At 42.4% G+C, this 22,079-nt stretch carries 18 protein-coding genes; 13 read left to right on the plus strand and 5 right to left on the minus strand.

Translation table 11 applies throughout. The features are described from left to right. Window positions 1-137: 137 nt before the first annotated feature. The 3 genes from C7391_RS06330 to uvrC all read left to right on the plus strand — a co-directional run bounded on the left by C7391_RS06330 (window position 138) and on the right by uvrC (window position 3,494). Complete coding sequence (locus C7391_RS06330) at window positions 138-1,076, plus strand: hypothetical protein (protein ID WP_133517699.1); 939 nt, start codon at window positions 138-140, stop codon at window positions 1,074-1,076. A 229-nt stretch (window positions 1,077-1,305) separates the two neighbouring features. Beyond that, entirely contained in the window at window positions 1,306-1,779 is a 474-nt protein-coding gene (locus tag C7391_RS06335) for a Mov34/MPN/PAD-1 family protein (protein ID WP_133517700.1), read from the plus strand. A 77-nt stretch (window positions 1,780-1,856) separates the two neighbouring features. Beyond that, window positions 1,857-3,494, plus strand: coding sequence for an excinuclease ABC subunit UvrC (uvrC, locus tag C7391_RS06340; RefSeq protein ID WP_133517701.1), 1,638 nt, complete (start codon window positions 1,857-1,859; stop codon window positions 3,492-3,494). 322 nt (window positions 3,495-3,816) lie between these two features. On the opposite strand, the gene cptIN is transcribed toward uvrC, so the two are convergent. After that, window positions 3,817-4,335, minus strand: coding sequence for a type III toxin-antitoxin system CptIN family toxin (cptIN, locus tag C7391_RS06345; protein ID WP_133517702.1), 519 nt, complete (start codon window positions 4,333-4,335; stop codon window positions 3,817-3,819). Between the two features lie 484 nt (window positions 4,336-4,819). Here cptIN and C7391_RS06350 point away from each other — a divergent pair, with 484 nt between their 5' ends. The 6 genes from C7391_RS06350 (at window position 4,820) to C7391_RS06375 (ending at window position 13,537) form a co-directional block, all read left to right on the plus strand. Further along, window positions 4,820-7,450 carry a valine--tRNA ligase gene (locus tag C7391_RS06350; RefSeq protein WP_133517703.1) on the plus strand — a complete coding sequence of 877 codons (2,631 nt, stop codon included), beginning with the start codon at window positions 4,820-4,822 and terminating at the stop codon, window positions 7,448-7,450. 379 nt (window positions 7,451-7,829) lie between these two features. After that, a complete protein-coding gene (locus C7391_RS06355; protein WP_133517704.1) occupies window positions 7,830-8,159 on the plus strand; it encodes a hypothetical protein in 330 nt (109 codons plus the stop codon). Between the two features lie 212 nt (window positions 8,160-8,371). Then, a complete protein-coding gene (locus tag C7391_RS06360) occupies window positions 8,372-8,737 on the plus strand; it encodes a DsrE family protein (RefSeq protein ID WP_133517705.1) in 366 nt (121 codons plus the stop codon). Window positions 8,738-8,918: 181 nt separating this feature from the next. Then, on the plus strand, window positions 8,919-10,163 hold the full coding sequence (hmgA, locus tag C7391_RS06365; RefSeq protein WP_133517706.1) for a hydroxymethylglutaryl-CoA reductase (NADPH): 1,245 nt from the start codon (window positions 8,919-8,921) through the stop codon (window positions 10,161-10,163). 242 nt (window positions 10,164-10,405) lie between these two features. Beyond that, window positions 10,406-13,009, plus strand: coding sequence for a heavy metal translocating P-type ATPase (locus tag C7391_RS06370; RefSeq protein WP_133517707.1), 2,604 nt, complete (start codon window positions 10,406-10,408; stop codon window positions 13,007-13,009). A 279-nt stretch (window positions 13,010-13,288) separates the two neighbouring features. Further along, window positions 13,289-13,537, plus strand: coding sequence for a hypothetical protein (locus C7391_RS06375; RefSeq protein ID WP_133517708.1), 249 nt, complete (start codon window positions 13,289-13,291; stop codon window positions 13,535-13,537). 89 nt (window positions 13,538-13,626) lie between these two features. Here C7391_RS06375 and C7391_RS06380 read toward each other — a convergent pair whose 3' ends face one another. From C7391_RS06380 to C7391_RS06390, 3 genes are all read right to left on the minus strand, one after another. Next, window positions 13,627-14,400 carry a hypothetical protein gene (locus C7391_RS06380; protein WP_133517709.1) on the minus strand — a complete coding sequence of 258 codons (774 nt, stop codon included), beginning with the start codon at window positions 14,398-14,400 and terminating at the stop codon, window positions 13,627-13,629. Between the two features lie 64 nt (window positions 14,401-14,464). After that, the gene (locus tag C7391_RS06385) at window positions 14,465-15,781 is read right to left on the minus strand and encodes a geranylgeranyl reductase family protein (RefSeq protein WP_223611015.1); all 1,317 of its coding nucleotides are present in this window, start codon (window positions 15,779-15,781) and stop codon (window positions 14,465-14,467) included. Window positions 15,782-15,834: 53 nt separating this feature from the next. Beyond that, window positions 15,835-16,698: a methanogenesis marker 8 protein gene (locus C7391_RS06390; protein WP_133517780.1), complete on the minus strand. Its 864-nt coding sequence runs from the start codon at window positions 16,696-16,698 to the stop codon at window positions 15,835-15,837. A gap of 324 nt (window positions 16,699-17,022) precedes the next feature. Here C7391_RS06390 and C7391_RS06395 point away from each other — a divergent pair, with 324 nt between their 5' ends. The 3 genes from C7391_RS06395 (at window position 17,023) to C7391_RS08595 (ending at window position 19,414) form a co-directional block, all read left to right on the plus strand. Next, the gene (locus C7391_RS06395; RefSeq protein ID WP_133517710.1) at window positions 17,023-18,189 is read left to right on the plus strand and encodes an LL-diaminopimelate aminotransferase; all 1,167 of its coding nucleotides are present in this window, start codon (window positions 17,023-17,025) and stop codon (window positions 18,187-18,189) included. A gap of 156 nt (window positions 18,190-18,345) precedes the next feature. Then, the gene (locus C7391_RS06400; protein ID WP_133517711.1) at window positions 18,346-19,074 is read left to right on the plus strand and encodes a UPF0280 family protein; all 729 of its coding nucleotides are present in this window, start codon (window positions 18,346-18,348) and stop codon (window positions 19,072-19,074) included. A gap of 214 nt (window positions 19,075-19,288) precedes the next feature. Then, on the plus strand, window positions 19,289-19,414 hold the full coding sequence (locus C7391_RS08595) for a hypothetical protein (RefSeq protein WP_263295317.1): 126 nt from the start codon (window positions 19,289-19,291) through the stop codon (window positions 19,412-19,414). 45 nt (window positions 19,415-19,459) lie between these two features. Here the strand turns inward: C7391_RS08595 and C7391_RS06405 are convergent, their stop codons facing one another. After that, the gene (locus C7391_RS06405) at window positions 19,460-20,149 is read right to left on the minus strand and encodes a SatD family protein (RefSeq protein ID WP_133517712.1); all 690 of its coding nucleotides are present in this window, start codon (window positions 20,147-20,149) and stop codon (window positions 19,460-19,462) included. Between the two features lie 412 nt (window positions 20,150-20,561). On the opposite strand from C7391_RS06405, the gene C7391_RS06410 reads away from it, so the two are divergent. After that, entirely contained in the window at window positions 20,562-21,992 is a 1,431-nt protein-coding gene (locus tag C7391_RS06410) for an aldehyde dehydrogenase family protein (RefSeq protein ID WP_133517713.1), read from the plus strand. Window positions 21,993-22,079: the final 87 nt, after the last annotated feature.

The raw sequence follows: 22,079 nt of genomic DNA on the forward strand, positions 1-22,079 counted from the left end.
ATCGGGTTTTAATTTTTTCAAGAGAATAACATCTCTTTTCCTCAAATTGATGTATTAGTTTTAAATTTTAAATTAAAAATCGAATTCTGATTAAACTTTAGAATTGCTTTTATACCAGCAAAACCTCTTTTTTTGTCATGGCACTCTTAGATACACTCGCAGAATTACCAATTTATGTCTATCCGATTCTGTTTATTTTACTTGTCATCATTGTTGCCGCTGTTTCGTTGTTCATCGGCAAGCGCAAATACAATCAGGATAACGGTATCGTTAAGGAAAAGAAAGTTAAAGCACCTAAAGAGCCGAAGAAGTCGAGAGAAAAAACCGGCAAAAAACTCAAACGTGCTGAAGAAACCGCACCTGCAAGCTTCACCGACGAATTCGATTCAGATGAAGATTATGACAACGCTGTCGAATCTTTAAGAGCGGCACCGATTTCAAAACCGTCTCAAAAAGTTGTTGACGGTCCGGTCATTGTTGTTGACGAAAATAAAGTCAATCCGGAAGAAGTCATTGAGTGGAAACCGCCGACGGAAGATAAAAAAGTTATTGAGGCTGCGCCTGATGTGAATGAGCCTGTTCCTGCGCCTGTTGTTGTTGCGCCTTTAGATGAACCGTCCGAAAGCGACTGGAATGATGAAGATTTGGAACTCTTTGAAGCACGCGCTTACTCTTTCGATGAAGAAACACAATCCGGTTATGTTTCCGAAAAAACACCCGATAAAGTTGATGAAAAACCAATCGAAGCGCCGGCTGAAACAGTTTATGCTTTCCGTGAAAAGAAAGAACCGTCCCGCGATCCGTCAGAAGATGAAGGCGTTCAGGTTTTTGAAACAAAAGACGAAAAGCCCGAACCCGTTCCGGTAAAACCGATTGCAAAAGAAGAACCCAAAGTGAACAATTCTAAATATGCATATTTTGATTCCGTTATGGAAAAAGAAAAATCACAGGAACAATGGCAGCCGCCGCAAGAAAGATCTGCGCCCGCATCTGCGTCGTCTCCTTCCGAATCCGGAGCACCCAAAAAGAAATCCGGTATGCAGTATATTGAATTGGATTTGGATGATAAAGAATAATATTTTAAAATTTTAAACAAAATTTAAAACTAAATTTTAAACAAAATTTAAAATTAAAACCCGGCGGACAGTTTTAAAGCTGTCCGCTTTTTTTTGGTTTAATGTCAAATCATTTTCTTTGAATTTGTTTTCTTATTGTTTTCAATTTGTTTTCTTTATTTGTTTTCTTTGAATTTTGAATAATGTTTTATCCGATAAAATGAATTGAAGTAAAAACGAGGCGAAAAATATGGCTGTTCGAAACATCGCATCCGACACACTTGATTTTATATTGGAATCCTGCAAAGCTTCTCATCCGCACGAATTCGGCGCGCTTTTGGAAGCGGAAGGAGATACCATCATCAATATTATTTATCTGCCGGGGACGGATTCAACGAGCAGGAGCGTCAGCTTCAAAACATGGATGATGCCGAATATGCCGCATGCCGGTTCCGTTCACAGCCACCCGAGCGGTGCTGTCCGCCCGTCCGAACAGGATTTAATTTTTTTCAGAGCGAATGAAGTGAATATTATTGTCGGCGAGCCGTACACGCGTGAATCTTGGAAGGCGTTTGATAAAAACGGCAATTTAATCATGCTTGATGTTGTTGATTATGAATTTGACGACAATATATTTGACGACAATATATTTGACGACAATATTGATGACGCAGATTTTTTTGATTCTGATTTTGATTCTGATTTTGATTCTGAAGACGATTGATGGTTTGGAAAAGAATATATAAAATCCGTTGTGAATGGTAAAATAAAAACGATTATTCATCTAAAGATTGAGCAGAAATGATTGATTTATCCGTGATTCCGACATCCAGCGGCTGTTACATTTACCGCGACAAAGAGGATGAAATTATTTACATCGGCAAGGCGAAAAATCTTAAAAAACGTGTTTCCAGTTATTTTCAAAAACGGGACCTTGATCCGAAAACACGCCTTTTGGTCAAGCATATCGATTCCGTTGATTTTATTGTCACCGCAAACGAAGTTGAAGCACTGATTCTGGAAAACACGCTGATTAAAAAGCACAACCCGAAATACAATATTGATCTCAAGGATTCCAAGAGCTACGCGTTTATTCACATCAGCGGCGACGAATTCCCACGCATCGGTATTCTCAGACGCGCGACGACGCAGGGAAAACTCTACGGCCCGTTCGTTTCCGCGCACGACCGCGATGAAATTTTAGATGTCGTGAAACGCACGTTTAAACTTCGCTCCTGTCGGAACATGCCCAAGCGCCCCTGTCTGCGCTACCACATCGGCAACTGCATGGCACCGTGTACGGGAAACGTGCCGAAAGAAGAATATAAAAAAGCGATTGATAAAGCTGATTTTGTTCTGCGCGGCAACTCGGCCGAGCTTGCCGAAAAACTTCGAAAGGAAATGGAAGAATACGCGAAAAAACAGGAATTTGAAATCGCCAAAGACTTGCGTGATCAGATTTATTCATTGGAATATTTGAATAACCGCCAGCATGTTGCCCGTCAAATCAATCATGATGAAGATGTTGTGAATTACATTATCCGCGACGATAAAATTTACATTATGGTTTTCAACGTGGTCAAAGGGTCGCTGGTCGGCAAGGAAGAATTTTCTTTCCGCTATCACCAGAATTTCCTGGAAGAATTCTTAGTCCGCTATTATTCGGGACACGAAACGCCGTCGGAAATCATTCTTCCCGACGCTTCCGAAATTCAGGAAGAAGAAGCCTACACTTCCGCCGATGATGTTGTTCGTGAAAAACCGTCTAAAGGCGAAAATGGAAGTGAAATAATCAGTCAATCTTTGATTGATTTTCTGTCACAGCGGCACGGCAAAGCCGTCAAGATTACGGTTCCGAAACGCGGTGACAAAAAAGACCTTCTTCTGCTTGCCGAAAAGAACATTGAAATCGCTTTCTTCAGCGCAACGTCGAAAGTGGAAGAGCTCGGCAAACGCCTGATGCTTCCCGAACCGCCGCGCGTGATCGAATGTTTTGATATTTCTCATCTCTCGGGAACGCACACAGTTGCTTCCATGGTTCAGTTCCGCGACGGCAAAGCCGACAAATCCAATTACCGCCGCTTCAAAATCAAAACCGTTGAAGGCATTGACGATTTCGCCTCCATCGCCGAGGTCGTGAACCGCCGTTACACGCGTTTATTGGAGGAAGAAAAACCGCTGCCGGATTTGATTGTCATTGACGGCGGCAAAGGTCAGCTGTCATCCGCCGTTGCCGTTCTCAAAAAACTCGGCGTGAAAACGCCGGTAATCTCTCTTGCCGAGCGCGAAGAAGAAATCTTTGTTCCCGGTTTGTCCGATCCGCTTCCGATTAAAAAGAATGAAAAGGCTTCCCTTTACCTTCAAGAAATTCGAGATGAGGCGCATCGGTTCGCGATTACTTTCAACCGTCAGCTGAGAGAAAAAGCGCTGACAGATTGATTTTGTTAACGCTGACAGATTAATTTTGTTTATTTTGACAGATTGATTTTGTTGACGCTGACAGATCGATTTTACTGAGTTTGCCCCCTTTAAAAACTACAAAAAAAGATAAATATCGCCGCGGAATGTATGGTCTTTATGAATCTTGTCCGAAAATGCCGAAAATGCGGAAATTGGATTTACATTATCGACAAAGAGGTTGGTGATTTAATTAAATGCGGGCGTTGTGGGGAAGATCATCATTTATCAAAAACGTTGTCAGAGAAAATTGTTTTGACGCGTATTTGATTTTTGATATTTCTAATTCTATTAATTCTGATTTTCAATTCAGATTTTCGTGTTTATTTCTTTGAAGTTCTTCTATCAATTTTCTTTCGATCTCTAAAACATTCGGAAAAATGATATGTACATTATGTTTATGCATTCTGAGTACTTTTTTTGATAATTTAATAATTTGATCTTCAATTTCAGAATCAATTGAAATGACTGAAAACGTTTTACTGTCAGTATATATCTCTTGTATGTATTTTTCGATACTCGGAAACATATTTTGAATTAAAAATACTTTTTTTGTTTCCAAAACATCAGCAAATTGAATTGTAAAACATTGATTGTATTTGTTCATCTTTTTTTGAAAAATTCTCTCATATTTATTGACTTTTGAAGAAATCGGAATGAACCAAATGATATCGGTATTCTTCTCATCTCGAAAACTGAAGAAGAAAGGTCTTCCGTTTAGAAACTCATTTGTTTCTGTTTTATTTTTCATTAATTTCTCATCCGGAAAATCTATAAAAAACTGATTTTCTATGAAGCAGAAACAACCTTCCGATAATTTCATTTAATCACATCATATAAATTTAAAACATGTCTGCTGTTTTTAAGGAGAATAAAACCGGTAATTTATTTTACCTCCGCATACCGGCAAGCGGAGTTAACATTTCGCATCCGAAACAAAGTTGTTTCGGCTCTGTATACAAAAAAGTATGCAGAGGATTTGACAATAAATCTTGTCAAATTCAAAATAGTTCCCTGCATATAAATATCTTTTTTAATTCTTCCAATTATGATTTTTTGTATTTTATTTTAGTAACTCATTTCTGTTTCAAAATTAATTAAAGTGGGGAACTTAATAGAGAGTAATAGAGAGTAAGAGAGTAATAATAAAGAGCTTTGGCAGTCAGACAGACCGGAACATATTCTCATCTTGTGTGTTGTTCAAATAAAACCTTTTTATAACCTAAGTAATGTTTACACTCCTATTTCTTAAAATTAAATTACATTTTTTAAATCAATAACAAGTTAGAAACAGGAGATTTATTTTTATGACCGGCTCTGAAATTCCGAAAGAATACAATGCCGCCGAAATCGAAATTAAATGGATGAATGAATGGGATTTATCCATGTATCATTTTGACTGGGCTGACAAAACAAGACCGCAGTATATTATCGATACGCCGCCGCCGTACCCGACGGGCAATTTCCATATCGGCAACTCGCTTAACTGGTGCTACATCGACTTCGTTGCCCGTTACAAGCGTATGCGCGGATTCAATGTCATGTTCCCGCAGGGATGGGACTGCCACGGCTTGCCGACGGAAGTGAAAGTTGAAGAAACGCATCACATCACAAAGAATCAAGTGCCACGCGCTGAATTCAGAAAAATGTGCGAGGAGATGACGGAAGGAAACATCATTAAGATGAGAAACACGATGAAGCGTCTCGGTTTTTCCAATGACTGGAGCAACGAATTCATCACGATGGAACCGTCTTATTATGTCAAAACCCAGCGCTCTTTTTTGAAAATGCATGAAAAGAATTACGTGTACCACGAAGAACATCCGGTCAATTGGTGCCCGCGCTGTGAAACCGCGATTGCGCTTGCCGAAGTCGAGTACCGCGAAAACGTCACTAAACTCAATTTCCTTTATTTCTCATTGGCTGAAGACGAAAATGAAAAAGTTCATATCGCGACCAGCCGACCCGAACTTCTTTGCGCCTGCGCGGCTGTTGCCGTGAATCCCGATGACGCACGATACGGCAAATTTGTCGGCAAAGAGCTTGTTGTTCCGATTTTCGGACAAAAAGTGCCGGTGATTCCCGATGTCGATGTTGACGCCGAATTCGGTACCGGTGCTGTTATGATTTGTACATTCGGTGACAAGCAGGACATTCGCTGGACAAAAACACATAATCTCAAGATTACAAAAGCCATTGACAGAAACGGTAAGATGACCGCCGCTGCCGGCAAATATGAAGGTATGAGCATTCCCGAATGCAAGGCCAACATTATTGAAGACTTGCGCTGCAATGGCTTCCTTTACGAACAGCAGGATTTGGATCAGAATGTCGGTCTCTGCTGGCGCTGCAAAACACCCATTGAAATCCTTTCCGAGATGCAGTGGTTCGTTAAAGTCAATCCTGAAGAAATTCTCTCCGGTGCTGATCAAATCGAATGGATTCCGGAATACATGAAAGTCCGTCTCGAAAACTGGACCAGTACGATGGAATGGGATTGGTGCATTTCCAGACAGCGCATTTTCGCAACGCCGATTCCGGTTTGGTACTGCAATAAATGTAATGAAGTATTGATTGCAGACGATTCTTGGCTTCCGATTGACCCGACGCAGGAAAAACCGCCGGTCGCCTGTCCGAAATGCGGCGCGAACGACTTCCACGGCGAAACCGATGTTTTTGACACATGGATGGATTCGTCTCTGACTGCGCTTCACGTGAGCGGTTGGGACAGCGATCACGAACTCCGTTTGCCGACACAGCTTCGACCGCAGGGTCACGATATTATCAGGACATGGGCGTTCTACACGATTCTTCGCGCCAAAGCGATTGAAAACAAAATTCCGTGGGACACCATCATGATTAACGGAATGGTTCTCGGTCCCGACGGTCACAAAATGAGCAAATCTCTCGGAAATATCATTTCCCCCGAAGATGTTTTGATTGAACACAGCGCTGACGCTTTCCGTCAATGGGGCGCGCTCGGCGGCAGTGTGGGATCCGATGTTATGTTCCGCTGGAATGATGTTGTTTCCGCTTCCAGATTGATTCAAAAATTATGGAACATTTACCGCTTCTCTCTCTCTAACATGGATGGATTCGGCACAAAAGACGCAGCTTCCTTTGACGTTTCTAAATTGAAGCAAATTGATTACTGGCTTCTCTCCAAGCTCAACGGCTTGATTGACGATGTCACCGGCGCGATGGAAGTTTACAAGTTTGACGACGCGTTTAAAGCCATTCGCGTTTTTGCTTGGGATGTTTTGGCTGACAACTACATTGAACTTGTCAAAGGCCGTTTGTATGGCGCTGACGCTGACGGAAAAGCGGCCGCCCGTTTTACGCTCTTTACCGCTGTTTCAACATTGACCAAGATTCTGGCACCGTTTACGCCGTTTTTGGCTGAAGAAATGTATTCCAGAATCGGTGAAGGAAGTGTTCATCAGCAGGGCTGGCCGGCAAAAATTGACGGTCTTCCCGCCGACGCGGAAGAAAAAGGCGAACTCATCAAAGGCATCACAAGCGCAATCCGCTGCTACAAATCCGACAACAAGATGGCACTTAACGCGCCGCTTAAAAAGATTGAAATCTACAACGCAGTCGTTGACGCGGCTGACATTTCAAACACCGTGACGTCTCCGACAGATCTCATTGAAGGCGCGCCCGAATTTGAATCTGTTCCGGTTGAGGTGAAACCCAACATGGGTATGCTCGGTCCGATGTTCAGGGACAAAGCAGGCGCCGTCATCGGCGCGCTCAAAGCGTTGCCCCCGAAGGAAGCTGAAGAAATGAAGGCTGCCGGGAAAGTCGTTGTGACCGCCGGCGGTGAACAGATTGAACTCGGTGCCGATTCAATTGAAATTAAAAAAGAAATGGTTTCAGCCGGTCGTGAAATTGAAATACTCCATGTCGATGAAGCCGTTATCGTGATTGTGAAATAACACAATCACTTTTTCATTTTTTCAATTCTCTTTTTCAATTCTCTTTTTTTAATTATCTTTTTTCAATTATTTTCCATTAATTTTTGTTTTGTTTTATTTCATCTTTTATTTCATCTTTCATTATTTCATTTAATTTTCGAAATCAATCGAACATTATTTTTCATTTTACTAACAAAAAATCGAACGCCTTTTTTAATTCGAATCTTTCTTTTTTTGATTTTAACCGGCGTTCGGGTTTAATAATATTGAAAAACGGATGTTCGGGTTTTGACAAAATAATTAAACCCGAAGCAACCACCCGCTAATTTTCATTCCGAACGGAGTGAAGCGAAGTGAGGAATGGAAATTTGCGGATTCGTACCCATCCGATACAGCAAAAATGAATAATCCCTTTCTCAAATCAATTTACATTTATGTTCCGATCTCTGCGCTGCTGCGTGCATCTGCTCTTTTTTATGACAGCCGTTCGCTTGCGCGAACGTGGGCACGGCTACCTTCCGCTTCTGTTTTGCGTTGCTACCTTCCTGCTTCTGTTTTGCGTTGCTACCTTCCTGCTTCTGTTTTGCGCTGCTACCTTCCCATTTCCGTTTTGCGCTGCTACCTTCCCGTTTCCGTTTTGCGCTGCTACCTTCCCGTTTCCGTTTTGCGTTGTCACCTCCCTGTTTCCATTTTTGCTGTCACCTTAGTGTTTTCGTTTTGCATATTATGAAAAACGAATCACGTTTTTAAAAAAATATCAAAACGTGTCGCCTTCGCGCACGCTCACGATGCCGCGGATTTTGCCGGATTAATCTGTCATTTTTTTGTTTAATTTGTCATTCATTTTACACATTTTCGGTTGGTTTTTTGGGTTATCTATAAATATAAGTCTGATAAAGTTGGATTCGTTTTTCATGATTATTCATTGACGAGAGGTCCGTCATGTCCAAAGTTACAAAAGTTTTGATATTACTCAACGATATGGTGTATGAAAGCACAGCGCCTCAGCATGCTTTACGTTTTGCGCGCTGTTATCGAAAACGCGGAATCGATGCGACGATTATGATTTGGGGTCCGATGGGGGCAATTCTGACAAAAAAGAATAAAGTCGGCACACAAAATTATGATGATAAGATTCAGGAATGTTTAGATCTCGGGGTAAAAATCAAATGCTGCGAATTGGCAGCTTCAATCATCGGCATGACGCCGGATGAAATGATTCCCGGAACGGAAATCATCACAACCAAAGAACTGACAAACACGCTGATTGAATACACCGAAGAAGGTCAATTGGTTATCTATGTTTGATTTTTCAAACAATATTTGCCGTTTTGTCATTTTCACAATTTATTTTTAAATTTATTAAATTATTTTGTTTTTAAAACGATTTGCAAGACCGCAACAATCAAAAAGAATCATATTTTATCATCATTTATTCATTCTTTATTTATTCATTCTATTCTTAATCGTTTTCAGGAGATTGGTATTCATGTCCACAACAGAAAAATTGACGGCTGACGAGAAAGCGCTTCTTGAAAAGATGCTTTCCGGCGAGATCTCGCTTCGCAAAATCGAAGATCATTTAGACAAAGACGGCTCGGCCAAATTGCGCCGTGCCTATTTGGAAGCAAAGGAAAATGTTTCTTTGGACCATGTTTCAACTTATACTTTTGACACCGAAGCGGTTGCCAAAAAGAACATCGAAAACTTTATCGGTGCCGTTCAAATCCCGCTCGGCGTTGCCGGTGAAATTAAAATCGACGGCGATTACGCCAAAGGAAATTATTATTTGCCGCTTGCAACAACCGAAGGCGCACTCGTTGCCAGCGTTAACCGCGGCTGTTCCATCATTACAAAATCCGGCGGCGCAACCGTTCGCGTGTTTAAAAATATGATGACACGCGCGCCTGTTTTCAAATTCGGCAGCCTGGGAGAAACAAAAGACTTTTACGACTGGCTGATGTTGCCCGAAACCTTTGATAAAATGAAAAAAGCAGCGGACGCGACAACCCGTTTCGGCGCGCTCTTGGAAGCTCAGCCGTTTGTCAGCGGAAACAACGTTCACCTCCGCCTCGGTTTTGACACCAAAGACGCCATGGGCATGAATATGATTACAATCGCGTCTGAAGCGATTACAAAACTCATCGCCGATGAAAAAGGCGTGCCGTGCGTTTCTCTCTCCGGAAATATGTGCACCGACAAGAAACCGACCGCAATTAACGCGATTCTCGGCCGCGGCAAAACCGTCATCGCCGAAGCCCGTTTATCCGCTTCATTCATCGAAGAAACGCTCAAATGCACAGCAGAATCCATGTTTGATGTGAATTACCGCAAAAACTTTATCGGCTCAATGCGTGCCGGCGCGCTTGGATTTAACGCGCACGCCGCAAACATTGTCGCAGCTGTTTTCCTGGCTTGCGGTCAGGATCCGGCGCACGTCGTTGAAGGCAGTCTTTGTGTCACAGAAATGGACTTGGCTGACAACGGCGACCTTATCTGCTCCGTGACAATGCCTGCGGTTGAAGTCGGCACGGTTGGCGGCGGCACATCTATCGCAACGCAGCAGGAATGTTTGAAGCTGCTCGGTGTTGCCGGCGCAGGAGAAGTGCCGGGTGCGAATGCCCTTGCGCTCTCAGAGATTGTTACAGCTGCCGTTTTAGCGGGGGAAGTCTCTCTCGTTGCGGCGCAGGCTGCCGGTCATCTGGCGCGCGCACATGCGCAGTTGGGCAGATAATTTCTCCCCAACATTTTTCATTTTCCTTCAAACATTTTTCGATTTTTCCACGTTTTATTATTTTTTGGTTCTTTTTGTATCACCAAAGTGTTATTTTTAATACATATTTTTCATAACATCTTGGGTTACTTTTATATAAGTCGGTTTTTGTTTAATAATTCGTAACACTTTTAATTAAAAAGTTATGAAATTTATGAAAAATAGGTACAATTTTTCACACGCATTATTTTTTGGTGTGCTTTATGATAAAAAAAGAATACAATTTGAAAGGGCTGGGCTGTGCCAACTGCGCTGCAAAAATAGAAACCGCCGTCGGTAAATTGGACGGCGTTTCAGAAGCAATCGTCAGCTTCGCAACCGCAACCCTCATTGTTGAGCTTCAGGATGATTACAGCGGCGATATTCAGCCGAAAATCGAGAAAATCGTTCATTCGATTGAATCAGATGTCATCGTTTCTGAAAAAATCAAACAAACGGTTGTTTCTAAAAAAACCAACCAAACAATTGGTTCTGAAAAAACCAAACAAACGGCTAAACCTTCAAATGTTTCTGTTCCTCGGGAATATTTGTTAAAAGGGTTGGGTTGTGCCAATTGTGCCGGAAAAATTGAAACCGGTGTCGGTAAATTAAATGATGTTGAAGAAGCATCGGTTAATTTTGCAACCGCGACGCTGACGATTCGACTGAAAGACGGTTACAGCGGTGACATTAAACCCGAAATTGAAAAAATCGTTCATTCGATTGAATCACATGTTGAAGTATTGGAAAAAGACAAACGGTCAGCGTTTGTTTTAAAATCCGCTTCTTCCTGCGATGATGGGTGCTGTGATTCACATGGCGGAAACGATGCAATTCGACCCGACGAATCCGGCGCAAAGAAAAGCCGTTTTTCCTTCTTTCAACATATCGATCGAAAAAGAGCGGTACGAATTTTAGCCGGTGTTCTCATTTATTTGATCGGCATTTTGATTCACATCTCTCACGGCACGGAAATTCCGTTTTTCTCGACCTTTGGGATCGTTCATTTGGCACCGGTCGAATACGTTGTTTTCATCATCGCTTACCTGATTATCGGCGGCGATGTGATTTACAAAGCGATTCGGGGAATCGTTCGCCGCGAGTTTTTCGATGAAAATTTCCTCATGACGATTGCAACGCTTGGCGCGTTCGCGCTCGGCGAGTTTACCGAAGCGGTTGCCGTGATGCTCTTTTACCAAATCGGCGAACTCTTCCAAGAAGCTGCCGTCAGCCGTTCACGCAAATCCATCTATGATATGATGGACATACGCCCCGACTACGCGCATAAAATCAATGCCGACGGCGATTATGAAATCGTTTCCCCGTATGACATTGAAATCGGCGACAATATTCTCATCAAGCCCGGTGAAAAAGTGCCGCTTGACGGAATCGTTTTGTCCGGCAATTCATTCATGGACACATCAGCGTTGACGGGCGAATCTGTCCCGAGAACGGTTCGTGAAGGGGACATGGTTTTGTCGGGAAGCATCAATAAAAGCGGAACCTTGACGGTTCGCGTTGAAAAATCATTTGACCAGTCAACGGCATCCAAAATTTTGGATTTGGTTGAAAACGCAGCTTCCAAAAAAGCGCCGACAGAGAAATTCATCACGCGCTTTTCAAAATATTACACGCCGCTTGTGACATTGGCAGCCGTTTTGATTGCCGTGATTCCGCCTCTTATTCTTCCCGGCGCGACTTTTGATGAATGGATTTATCGCGGCTTGGTTTTTCTTGTCATATCCTGCCCCTGCGCGCTTGTGATTTCAGTACCGCTCAGTTATTTCGGCGGCATCGGCGCCGCGTCCAAAAAAGGCGTTTTAATCAAAGGCGGCAATTATTTGGAAGGATTAACGCAAGTCAAAACGGTTATTTTTGACAAAACCGGAACGCTTTCAAAAGGCGTTTTTGATGTCGTTCGAATTGATCTTCCGGCCGGCGCGGTTTATTCCGAAAAGGAAATTTTGAAATTCAGCGCCGCCGCGGAATCCTTCTCTAACCACCCGATTGCGCTTTCAATCGTCAGCGCTGCAAAAGAAGATGAAAGTGTCGGCTTTGCCGGAACATCTCAAGTTTCCGATCACACGGAATATGCCGGTCTCGGCATCAAAGCCGTTTGCAGCGGAAAAACAATTCTTGTCGGCAACATGAAGCTGATGGCGCAGGAAAATATCGCTGTTCCCGATTTGCTGTCTGTCGGATTGACGGCAGAGACGGAAACGCATATCTATGTCGCCGTTGACGGCACCTTCGCCGGCCGAATCGCGATTTCTGATGTTGTCAAACCCGACAGCAAAGACGCGCTTTCCCGCCTGAAACGGCTCGGCGTTGAAAAAACGATTATGGTGACGGGCGACACCGATAAAGTCGGCCACGCTTTTGCCGCCGATCTCGGATTGGACACCGTTTACACGGAACGACTGCCGCATCAGAAAGTTGACGCGCTTGAAGAAATCGAGACGCAAACAAAATCCGTAAATCCGAAAGCGAAAGTCGCTTTTGTCGGCGACGGCATCAACGACGCGCCTGCCCTCACGCGCGCGGATGTCGGCATTGCTGTCGGCGGTGTCGGATCAGACGCCGCGGTCGAAGCGGCAGACATCGTTCTTATGACCGGCGACCCGACGCAGTTGGCAGATGCTTTTGATGTTGCGAAAAAGACAAAAAAGATTGTTTATCAAAACATCATCTTCGCGCTCGGCATCAAGACAATTTTCATGGTGCTCGGCGTTTTCGGCATCGCCACAATGTGGGAGGCCGTTTTCGCCGATGTCGGCGTGACATTGATTGCGGTTTTGAATTCAATGAGACTCTTGAGATTGAAATAAATCTCAAGAGTCATTTATTAATTAAGAAAAGTGCTTTTTTTGAAAAGAATAAAACCTGATACAACCGCCCGCTAATTTTCGATTTTGAATGGAGCGAAGCGAAGTGAGGAACGGAAGTTTGCAAAAATTGATCGCTTCGCTCACAATTTTTCATGAGCAGAGGGAGGGCAGTGTTTGCAGAAAATCGCTTCGTGATTTTTATCAGCTTCGCTGAAACCCAAAACAACCACCCGCTAATTTACGTTCCGATCTGAGCAAAGCGAAGAGAGGAACGGAAATTTGCGGATTCGTACTCAGTCGATACAGCAAAAACAAAAAACTGTTTTACAATCAAATTTTGTCGCATGTGAGGCATTTCTGCGTGCATCTGCTCTTTTTTATCACATCCGTTCGCTTACGCGAACGTACCGCTGCTACCTTGCCGATACCGTTTCACGCTGCTACCTTGCCGATGCCGTTTCACGCTACTGCCTTGCAGGTCCTGTTCAGTTCCTGCCGGTCATCGCGCGCAAAATGCACCGTTTTTAAAAAATATCAAAACCCGACGTGATATTTTCAAAAATATCACAAACGAAAGCGTTCAAAAAAAGAAAGGGATACGTGAATTATGTATCCGTTCACTTCTCAAAATTATAAATTCTGACGATATTGTGATTTCTGACCACAAACGTTGCTTCCTGATCATTCACTTTTATTGTATAATTTCCGTTTTCCAAGTCATCAAGCGGCATGATTTCAAATTCCTGCGTTGAAAAAACGCCGATGAATGTCATCAACTCTTTGTAATCCAGTTTTTTCTCGGAAACCTGAATCGTGAACGTTTTATTTTCATCAAAATTATCTGAATATGTTGCGTTTTCAACATCAATTGTGAAAATTTGTTCATCGCCGGTTAATGTTTTGACAACAGTTTTAATCATATTTTTGTCTTGTACGATTTGAATGGCTTCAACGCGTGCGGGCGCGAAGTTGTACAAACTTCCGTTTTCAAAAATGAATTTTCCGATTTGGTTGGGATTTCCTTCCAATGAAACAAAATACATCCCTTGTTCTTCAAAAAGCTCTTTCTTTCCGAGATTAATTTCCGTTGCTTCAAAATAACGGTAACATGAGTCATCATAATTCTCATATTTGACCGTCGGAAGATGAATTTGAACCGTATTTCCGGATATATTAAACGTGGCGTTTTCTTCGTCGATTTCGTAATTATCATAAATCCAATAAACGACGTTGCAAATGATTTCTCCGTCTTCATTCTGACTGCAAGAAATACTGGCGTTAACAAAGGGTTTTGAACATTTCATCACTGTATCTTCTTCTTTTTCGGAAGAAGACTCTATACAGCCGACACAACTCAAAACTGCCGTTAAAAGGAGTAACAGCACCAACATTGCAAATTTATCCTTTACGCTCACGAAGTAATGTATGCCTTTGTTATAAAAATAGCTTTCTGAATTAAAATAGCGTTTTAATAAAAGTTCCGAATAACTTCATCATTTTCAATGAATGTTTGGAAAGCATCAGTTTTTGAATCAAAACAGACGGATGATCCATGTCTCCGTATTCGGTAATCAAATTTAAAATCTCGGGATCATTAAGTTCGTCAAAAATCCGATTCATTTCTTCATCGGTCAGTTTCATTCTGTAATCATGAACGCGCATCCCGATATCCAATTCCCGCCCGAGTTCCTTTTTCCACCGTTTTTCATATTCAGCCATTTTCTTTTCCGAAAAATCATTTTCATTAATCGCTTCCGCCGCAACTTTTGCCGCAATTTTAGCAGCCACCGCACCCGTGTAAACGCCGCCGCCTGAAATCGGTTTGCATTGTCCCGCCGCGTCGCCGACAACCATCAATCCTAAAGCGTATGTTTTTTTCATCGGGCCGATCGGAATGCCGCCGACAACGAAATCTGAATATCCCGAATTTCTTTTTTCTTCAATGACGGGATTTAAAAGAAGGCGGTCAAGATAACTGACAGCAGAATCATTATCAACTGAACATATTTGAATCGTATTTCCGTTTTTTTCATCTTTTTGATTTTTTTCCCTTTTTTGAAGTTTCGGATCAACCGCAAGCCCGATTCTTGAAACTGTTTCAGATGCCGGAATCGACCATGCAAAAAATCCGGGGGCTTCTGACCCGACAAACATTTCAACAAATTCCGGATTTTCCGATTGATAATTCGCTTCAATTTGAATTCCCGATAAAACTTTTTCACAAGGTGAAAGACCGGCAAGTTTTGAAATCCGACTTCGAACACCGTCAGCGGCAATGATAATTTTGGCGTAAAATGTTTTTTTCACGCCGTCATGAAGAATTTCCAAAGCTTTGCATTTGATTTCTCCCGAATCATTTGTAAAAACAACATCGTTTAATCCGACTGCCTGCGCTTTCATTAAATATTCCGCGCCTTCGTTTGCCGCCTTTTCGGCCAGTTTCCTGTCAAACATTTTTCGGGAAACGACATACGCTTTCGTTTCTTTTCCGACAATTTTAAGTTGTTTTCCGGACGGCGGATAGACTTTTGCGCCTTTCACGGCGTTGAATATAAAAGAAGAATCCGATTCGGAATCCGGATCCATATCTGTTTCCCGAAGAGCGGCAACGCTGAGAAGACCGGCACATTGAACAGGTGAGCCGATGCTTGAATTCTCTTCAACGACCAAAACGCGTTCAATGCCGTTTAATTTCGCGTATCGCGCGGCAACAGATCCGGTCGGGCCGCCGCCGACAACAATCAAATCATAAATTTCATTTTCGGGAATCAAAGATTTTCCTCTTTTATTCTCTTTCCTGTTTTTCTCTTCTATTTTTATTCTCTTTATTTCGGCTGTTTCTGCTCCGGCAGATACGGGAGCGGCATTGTGTTGACTAAAAGGGAATTGTTGACGTATTTGGCGCGTTCCAAAAGCAATTCTTTGCCGTTTTGCGTGAGCGCAATCAGCGGAACGGATGTGCCGACCTGAAGCATCGGCTTGATTTCCCGAAGACATTTGGAAGCGCAAAGCGTAATGATGTCGGCATTTTCCGCCATTGTTTTTGATTCTTCTCTTGAGAGACCGGTTGTGTGAACGCCGATAATTGTAAAAGAAACGCCGCCGTAACCGCCGGAATTTTCATTATATTCTTTTTCAATTTCACGGATTTCTGCGGCGGTTTGAGCGTTTGCTGTTGTGACTGCGATTTTTCTATAACCGAGGTCGACTGCTTTTTTTGCGCCGGCAAACGGGTCAATGACAGCCGTTGTTTCATCTAAAACAATACCGTTTCGGTCTTTGATTTTTTGAATCGTTTCTGGAATCGGGGACGTTTCAACGAGACCTGACATCCGGGCACCCATTCCTTGAACGAGAGACGGATTGTTTGTGATGACCGTTCCCGCGCCGTCACAGACGCTGACAGACGTATCAATAATGCCGTGCTGAAGGCCTGACATCATTGTTTCAGACGCGCCGAAGCCGACAAAATCTTCAAAATCGTCCAGCAGACGATTCGGCGTGAACAAACCGAATTTTTCAATGCGGAATTCCATGTTCTTTTTGATTTCTTCGGGCGTTATTTTTTGAATCCCGCGCGCTTTTTCAAAAAGAGAGCACCATGTAATTTCGGGTTCGCTGACTTCAATCACTTTGCCGTTTTCGACAACAACTCTTGCGTTTCCGACCATTTCCATGACATGACGCATCATTTCACCTCTCAAATGTAATCCTAAATTTAAACATAAATTAAAATTCGTGATATTCAAACAGATAATCTCTGACCCAATAAACAATTTGTCATTTTAAAAAGGTTTCGTCGCCAATTGTTTTTTCGTTTTCGTGCCGAATACGTTTATCTGAATGAAAAAAGCAAGGCGCAAAATATTAAATAGTGAATCTCATACCCCACAAGACGAAAACATAAATTGTATTAATTATTCAACATATTGAATAAAATTAATGAAAATAACTAAAATAATTCAAAAATAAAATTAATTAAAAAATTATTAAACCATTTTAAGTGATTGCCTATGGAATACGCAGACCGGATTAAAACGCTCCCGCCTTATCTTTTTGCTTCGATTGACGAATCTAAACAAGCCTTGATTGACAAAGGCGTTGATGTCATTGACTTGGGCGTCGGCGACCCTGACAGACCGACACCTAAACACATTGTCGACTCCATGATTCAGGCAGTCGCGGATCCGAAAAACCATCAGTATCCGTCTTATACAGGTCTCATGTCTTTCCGCGAAGCCGCCGCAAAATGGTGTAAAGACACCCGCGGTCTTGATTTTGATCCGAAAACGCAAGTTTTGTCTCTCATCGGCTCCAAAGAAGGTGTCGCGCACGTTCCGTTCGCGTTCGTCAATCCGGGAGACGTTGTTCTTTGCCCGAACCCCGGTTATCCGGTTTATTCGATCGGCACAAAATTCGCGGGCGGCGTTCCTTATGACATGCCTCTTCTCGGCGAAAACGATTTCCTGCCCGACTATGAAGCCATTCCCAAGGATGTTCTCAAAAAATCAAAAATGATGTTTATCAATTATCCGAACAATCCGACCGGCGCTGTTGCCGATAAAAAATTCTTTGAAGAAACCGTTGAATTCGCGAAGGAAAATGACATTTTGGTCGTTCACGACAACGCTTATTCCGAAATGGTTTATGACGGTTACAAATCGCCGAGCTTTTTGGAAGTTGACGGCGCGATGGATGTCGGTATTGAAATGTATTCCATGTCTAAAACGTATAACATGACCGGCTGGCGTCTCGCCTTTGCGGTCGGCAACAAAGAAATGATTGCCGGCTTCGGAAAAGTGAAAGCCAACATTGACTCGGGTGTTTTTGACGCTGTTCAGCGCGCAGGAATCACGGCGCTGACATCTTCTCAGCAGTGTGTTTCTGACATGAACAAAGTCTATCAGGAAAGACGCGACGTTTTGGTCAAAGGTCTCGCCTCAATCGGTTTGGAAGTGAAGCCCAACAAAGCCACATTCTATCTCTGGTGCCCGGTTCCGGAACACACTGACTCTATGAGCTTTGCCAAGCTTCTTTTGGAAGAAGCCGGAATTGTCGCAACGCCCGGTGTCGGCTTCGGCAGCGCCGGCGAGGGCTATGTCCGCTTCGCGCTGACCAAAGAAGTTGACCGCATCAATGAAGCGGTCGGCCGTATGGACAAAATTCGCTCTAAAATTTAAAATTTTTAAAATTAAACGAAATGGCAGGGAGTCGGGTTTTCGATTCCTTCCTTTGATTTTTCATTTAATTTTGAACTTTATTTTTATTAATTTCTAATTTAATTTCTAATTTAATTTAATTTAATTTTTAATTTAGAATCATTTCAACCGTTAATCATGTATCAGAAAGCGCATTTTCAGTTTAAGCAAACGATTGTCACAATTTTGGCGGACAAAACCGAATTTATTGACATTGCCAAAGAGGAAATTCTCAAAAGCCGCTTGATTATTGAAAATTATATTGCGCAGAATCCTTTTTTTGAAGTGACGCTTGAAGCTTACGATATTGATAAAAACGCGCCGCCGTTGATTTTGAAAATGATTGAAGCCGGCAATACGTTTGATATCGGCCCGATGAGCGCGGTTGCCGGAACGATTGCCGGGGCTGCCGTTGAAAAAATGAAAAAATGCGGCGCGTCTTTTGCGCTGGTTGACAACGGCGGCGATATGGCGATTTTCAATCAAACCGATAAACCGACTGTCGTCGGAATTTACGCCGGCAGCGGCAGCGTTCAAAATCTCGGCTTTTCCGTTGATCCGTCCGATGAAATCATCGGCATTTGCACGTCTTCGGGAACTGTCGGCCCTTCTATCAGTTTCGGGAAAGCCGATGCTGCCATCATCTTTTCAAAAAATCTGCCGCTTGCCGATTCCGCGGCGACAGCACTCGGCAACGCGCTCAAAGAACAAGGCGCGGAAAATATCGAAAACGCGCTGTCGGTTGTTTCAAATGTCGACGGTATTGACGGCGCTGTTTTAATCCAAGGCGAAAATATCGGTTTTGTCGGGAAAGTGCCTCAGTTGGTTAAAGCAAATGTTGATTACGATATTATTACGAAAGGGTAATCGTTCCATTTTTTAATAATTGATTTCCAACGATTGATTTTTTTATTTATTTTATTATAACCCGATTCAACCACCCGCTAATTTACGTTCCGAATGAAATGAGGAACGGAAATTTGCGGATTCGTACCCATTCGATACAGCAAAATTGAAAAACCGATTTAATTAACAGATTTGTTTGCACATTCGCTTTATCTGCTCTGTTCTGCGTTGCTACATGCATCTGCTCTTTCTTATCACATCCGTTCGCTTCGCGAACGTGGGCAATGCTACCTCCCATTTGCATTACTGCCATTGCTGCGCCTCGCCGCCGCGCGCGAGCCGCACCGTTTTTCAAAAATAAGAAAAAGGAAAACCCGTTTTTACAAATAAAATGAATCTCAATCGTTTAATCTGTGTCAATCTCGCCCCATTCTTTTTGAAGCGCGTCGCTGACTGCTTTTCTGAGATTCATAAAATTGTAATAACCGCTTCTTTTCATATGAACGTTGACGGCCGGAATTGAAATTTCAAAAAGTTCGGCGAGTTCCTTTTGCGGCACTTTCGTGTCGTAGCCGTAGCGGAATATGCTTTCTCGGATGATATTTTTTTGTTTGTCCGTCCATCCGCGTTCGATAAAATCACAAAGGCTGAGGCTTTCGTTGATGACTTCGATCCAAACGTCTTTGTTTCGTTCGTTGTCTTCGGTTTCAAAAAGTATTTTCGGGCGGATGTAGCTCTTGTTTTTCTTCATCTGCTGTATCGCAAATCCGGCATTCCAAAAAGCGGGGCCGTCAGGGCGGTGACTGCTTTTTTTGTTAATTCCCGAATAAATCGGGCCGATTCCGATTCCGAAACGAAGTTCGAGCGGGTCTGCCAGATATTCGATCTTGTCTAAAATTTCAAGAACCGCTGACGCTGTTTTGATTAAACCCTGGAACTCGTCGCCCAGCGTTAATCTGAAATCAAAAGCAATATCGTTTTTGTATTCTTTGTTGATTTTTGTTAAAATTTCATCAACCTTGTTCTGCATTTCATACCGTTCTTTATTAACCATTTTTTCGGCGGAAATGATGTTTCCGATGACTGCAAAATACATGTTTGAACCGACCTGCTTCTTGAAAATTTAATGAATATGAATTTTGTAAAATTGTTGTAAAAATGTTGTGAATTATTGTGAAATCGTGAATTGATGTAATAATTGTATAAATTAATGAATTAAAATTCATTTATTAGATTTTAATTTTTTTCATTTAACTTTTTTGCAATTAAGTGTGTTTGAATAATATCATTCGGTTTAGTTTTAAATGACTTATTGTTTAAAAATTAAATTATATCTTTTAATTCGATATTTTTTAAACTAATTTAATTAATTTTTTAAACATGTTTGAAAATGAACCAAAATAAAACAAAATATAAACAGAAAAACATAACAAAACATAACAAGATTGAAATAAAAAGGGCGGCAATTCCTGATATTCATTTATTAAATCAAGCAAGGACGAAATGTTATGTTTATCGGCGGTGAAAAATACAACCCAATTCAGGCAGAAACTTTTGATGTCATCAATCCCGCAACCGGCGAATTGATTGAAACCGTTTCATCCGCTTCTTCCGATGATGTTGAAAAAGCAATTCAATCGTGCGCCGACGCTTTTAATCCTTGGTCTCAAAAATCTTATGCCGAAAGAGCTGCCGTTTTGTCCGAAATTTCCACCGTTTTGAAAGAAAAAGAATATTTGGAAAAGCTGGCGGTCACGCTGACAAAGGAACAAGGCAAACCGCTCACAGAGTCCCGGCGCGAAATTGAAGGCGTCATCGGCGTCATCGATTATTTTACAGGACTATCTTCTTCATTACATACTGATTTTTTTGAAAACAAAAACAATCAAAGCTATTCTTTCACATTGAAAAAACCGCTCGGCGTTTGCGTTTCAATTTTGCCGTGGAATATGCCGACATTGATTTTGTCATGGCAAATGATTCCCGCACTTTTGACCGGCAATACCTGTCTTGTCAAACCGTCTTCCGTTTGTCCGCTGACAATTTTAGAACTTGCCGCTCTTTTCCATCAAGCCGGACTTCCTGCAGGCGTTTTTAATGTCGTGACGGGGTCGGGTGAAAAAATCGGCAGCCAATTAGCGGCATCGCCTGCGGTCCGAAAAATTTCATTTACAGGAAGCGTTGATGCCGGCAGAAGCATCGGCGTTGAAGCGGCGAAATACAATAAGCGCGTTACGCTTGAACTCGGCGGCAGCGACGCGATGATTGTCTGCGACGATGTTGACATCCGTGACTGCGCTTCAAAAGCGGTTCAAACAAAATTCTTTAACGGCGGTCAGGCGTGCATTTCGCCAAAGCGCATTTATGTTTTTGAATCCGTTTTTGATCAGTTTGTTCAAGCGGTTTTGGAATCGGTTTCCAAGATTCGTCTCGGAAACGGGTTGTCTGAAAAGACGACAATGGGACCGCTCAGCTCCGCCGGCGGGCAAAAACAAATGATTGAATTCGTCGCGTCCGCAAAAGCGGAAGGCGCAAAAATTTTAGCCGGCGGCAAGATTCCCGAAGGTGACGAGTTTAAAAACGGATATTTCTTTGAACCGACCGTGATTACAAATGTACCGCCGTCTTCCGGGCTTTTAAAGGAAGAAGTGTTCGGCCCGATTATGGTCATCAATCCGGTTTCGGATTTGGATGAAGCGATTTTTGAAGCCAATCATTCCGATTTCGGTCTCGGTGCTTCGATTTGGACAAATGACATTCGCCGCGCGAAAAGAGGATTTGAAGAATTGGAAGCAGGGATTGTTTGGGTAAACCAGCATACAAAAGTGCTTCCCGAGTTGCCTTTCGGCGGTGTCAAAGACAGCGGTTTCGGACGGGAAAACGGCTATGAATCGCTGAATGATTATTTAGAAACGAAGACGGTTGTCTTTAAATTCTGATTTCATTTATTATTTTTATTGTTTAATTATTTATTATTTCATTTATTGTTTCATTATTATTGAATTGGTTATTAAATCGGTTATTGA

It is taken from the genome of Methanimicrococcus blatticola (assembly GCF_004363215.1).
Taxonomy (GTDB): domain Archaea; phylum Halobacteriota; class Methanosarcinia; order Methanosarcinales; family Methanosarcinaceae; genus Methanimicrococcus; species Methanimicrococcus blatticola.

Bases quoted from the DNA above. Each gene is read 5' to 3' on its own strand.
- C7391_RS06330 (WP_133517699.1), top strand. From the start codon at position 138: ATGGCACTCTTAGATACACTCGCAGAATTACCAATTTATGTCTATCCG.
- C7391_RS08595 (WP_263295317.1), top strand. From the start codon at position 19,289: ATGCATCTGCTCTTTCTTATCACATCCGTTCGCTTCGCGAACGTGGGC.
- C7391_RS06400 (WP_133517711.1), top strand. From the start codon at position 18,346: ATGTATCAGAAAGCGCATTTTCAGTTTAAGCAAACGATTGTCACAATT.
- C7391_RS06395 (WP_133517710.1), top strand. From the start codon at position 17,023: ATGGAATACGCAGACCGGATTAAAACGCTCCCGCCTTATCTTTTTGCT.
- C7391_RS06370 (WP_133517707.1), top strand. From the start codon at position 10,406: ATGATAAAAAAAGAATACAATTTGAAAGGGCTGGGCTGTGCCAACTGC.
- C7391_RS06360 (WP_133517705.1), top strand. From the start codon at position 8,372: ATGTCCAAAGTTACAAAAGTTTTGATATTACTCAACGATATGGTGTAT.
- uvrC (WP_133517701.1), top strand. From the start codon at position 1,857: ATGATTGATTTATCCGTGATTCCGACATCCAGCGGCTGTTACATTTAC.
- C7391_RS06390 (WP_133517780.1), bottom strand. From the start codon at position 16,698: ATGCGTCATGTCATGGAAATGGTCGGAAACGCAAGAGTTGTTGTCGAA.
- C7391_RS06355 (WP_133517704.1), top strand. From the start codon at position 7,830: ATGAATAATCCCTTTCTCAAATCAATTTACATTTATGTTCCGATCTCT.
- cptIN (WP_133517702.1), bottom strand. From the start codon at position 4,335: ATGAAATTATCGGAAGGTTGTTTCTGCTTCATAGAAAATCAGTTTTTT.
- C7391_RS06380 (WP_133517709.1), bottom strand. From the start codon at position 14,400: ATGTTGGTGCTGTTACTCCTTTTAACGGCAGTTTTGAGTTGTGTCGGC.
- C7391_RS06335 (WP_133517700.1), top strand. From the start codon at position 1,306: ATGGCTGTTCGAAACATCGCATCCGACACACTTGATTTTATATTGGAA.
- hmgA (WP_133517706.1), top strand. From the start codon at position 8,919: ATGTCCACAACAGAAAAATTGACGGCTGACGAGAAAGCGCTTCTTGAA.
- C7391_RS06350 (WP_133517703.1), top strand. From the start codon at position 4,820: ATGACCGGCTCTGAAATTCCGAAAGAATACAATGCCGCCGAAATCGAA.
- C7391_RS06405 (WP_133517712.1), bottom strand. From the start codon at position 20,149: ATGTATTTTGCAGTCATCGGAAACATCATTTCCGCCGAAAAAATGGTT.
- C7391_RS06410 (WP_133517713.1), top strand. From the start codon at position 20,562: ATGTTTATCGGCGGTGAAAAATACAACCCAATTCAGGCAGAAACTTTT.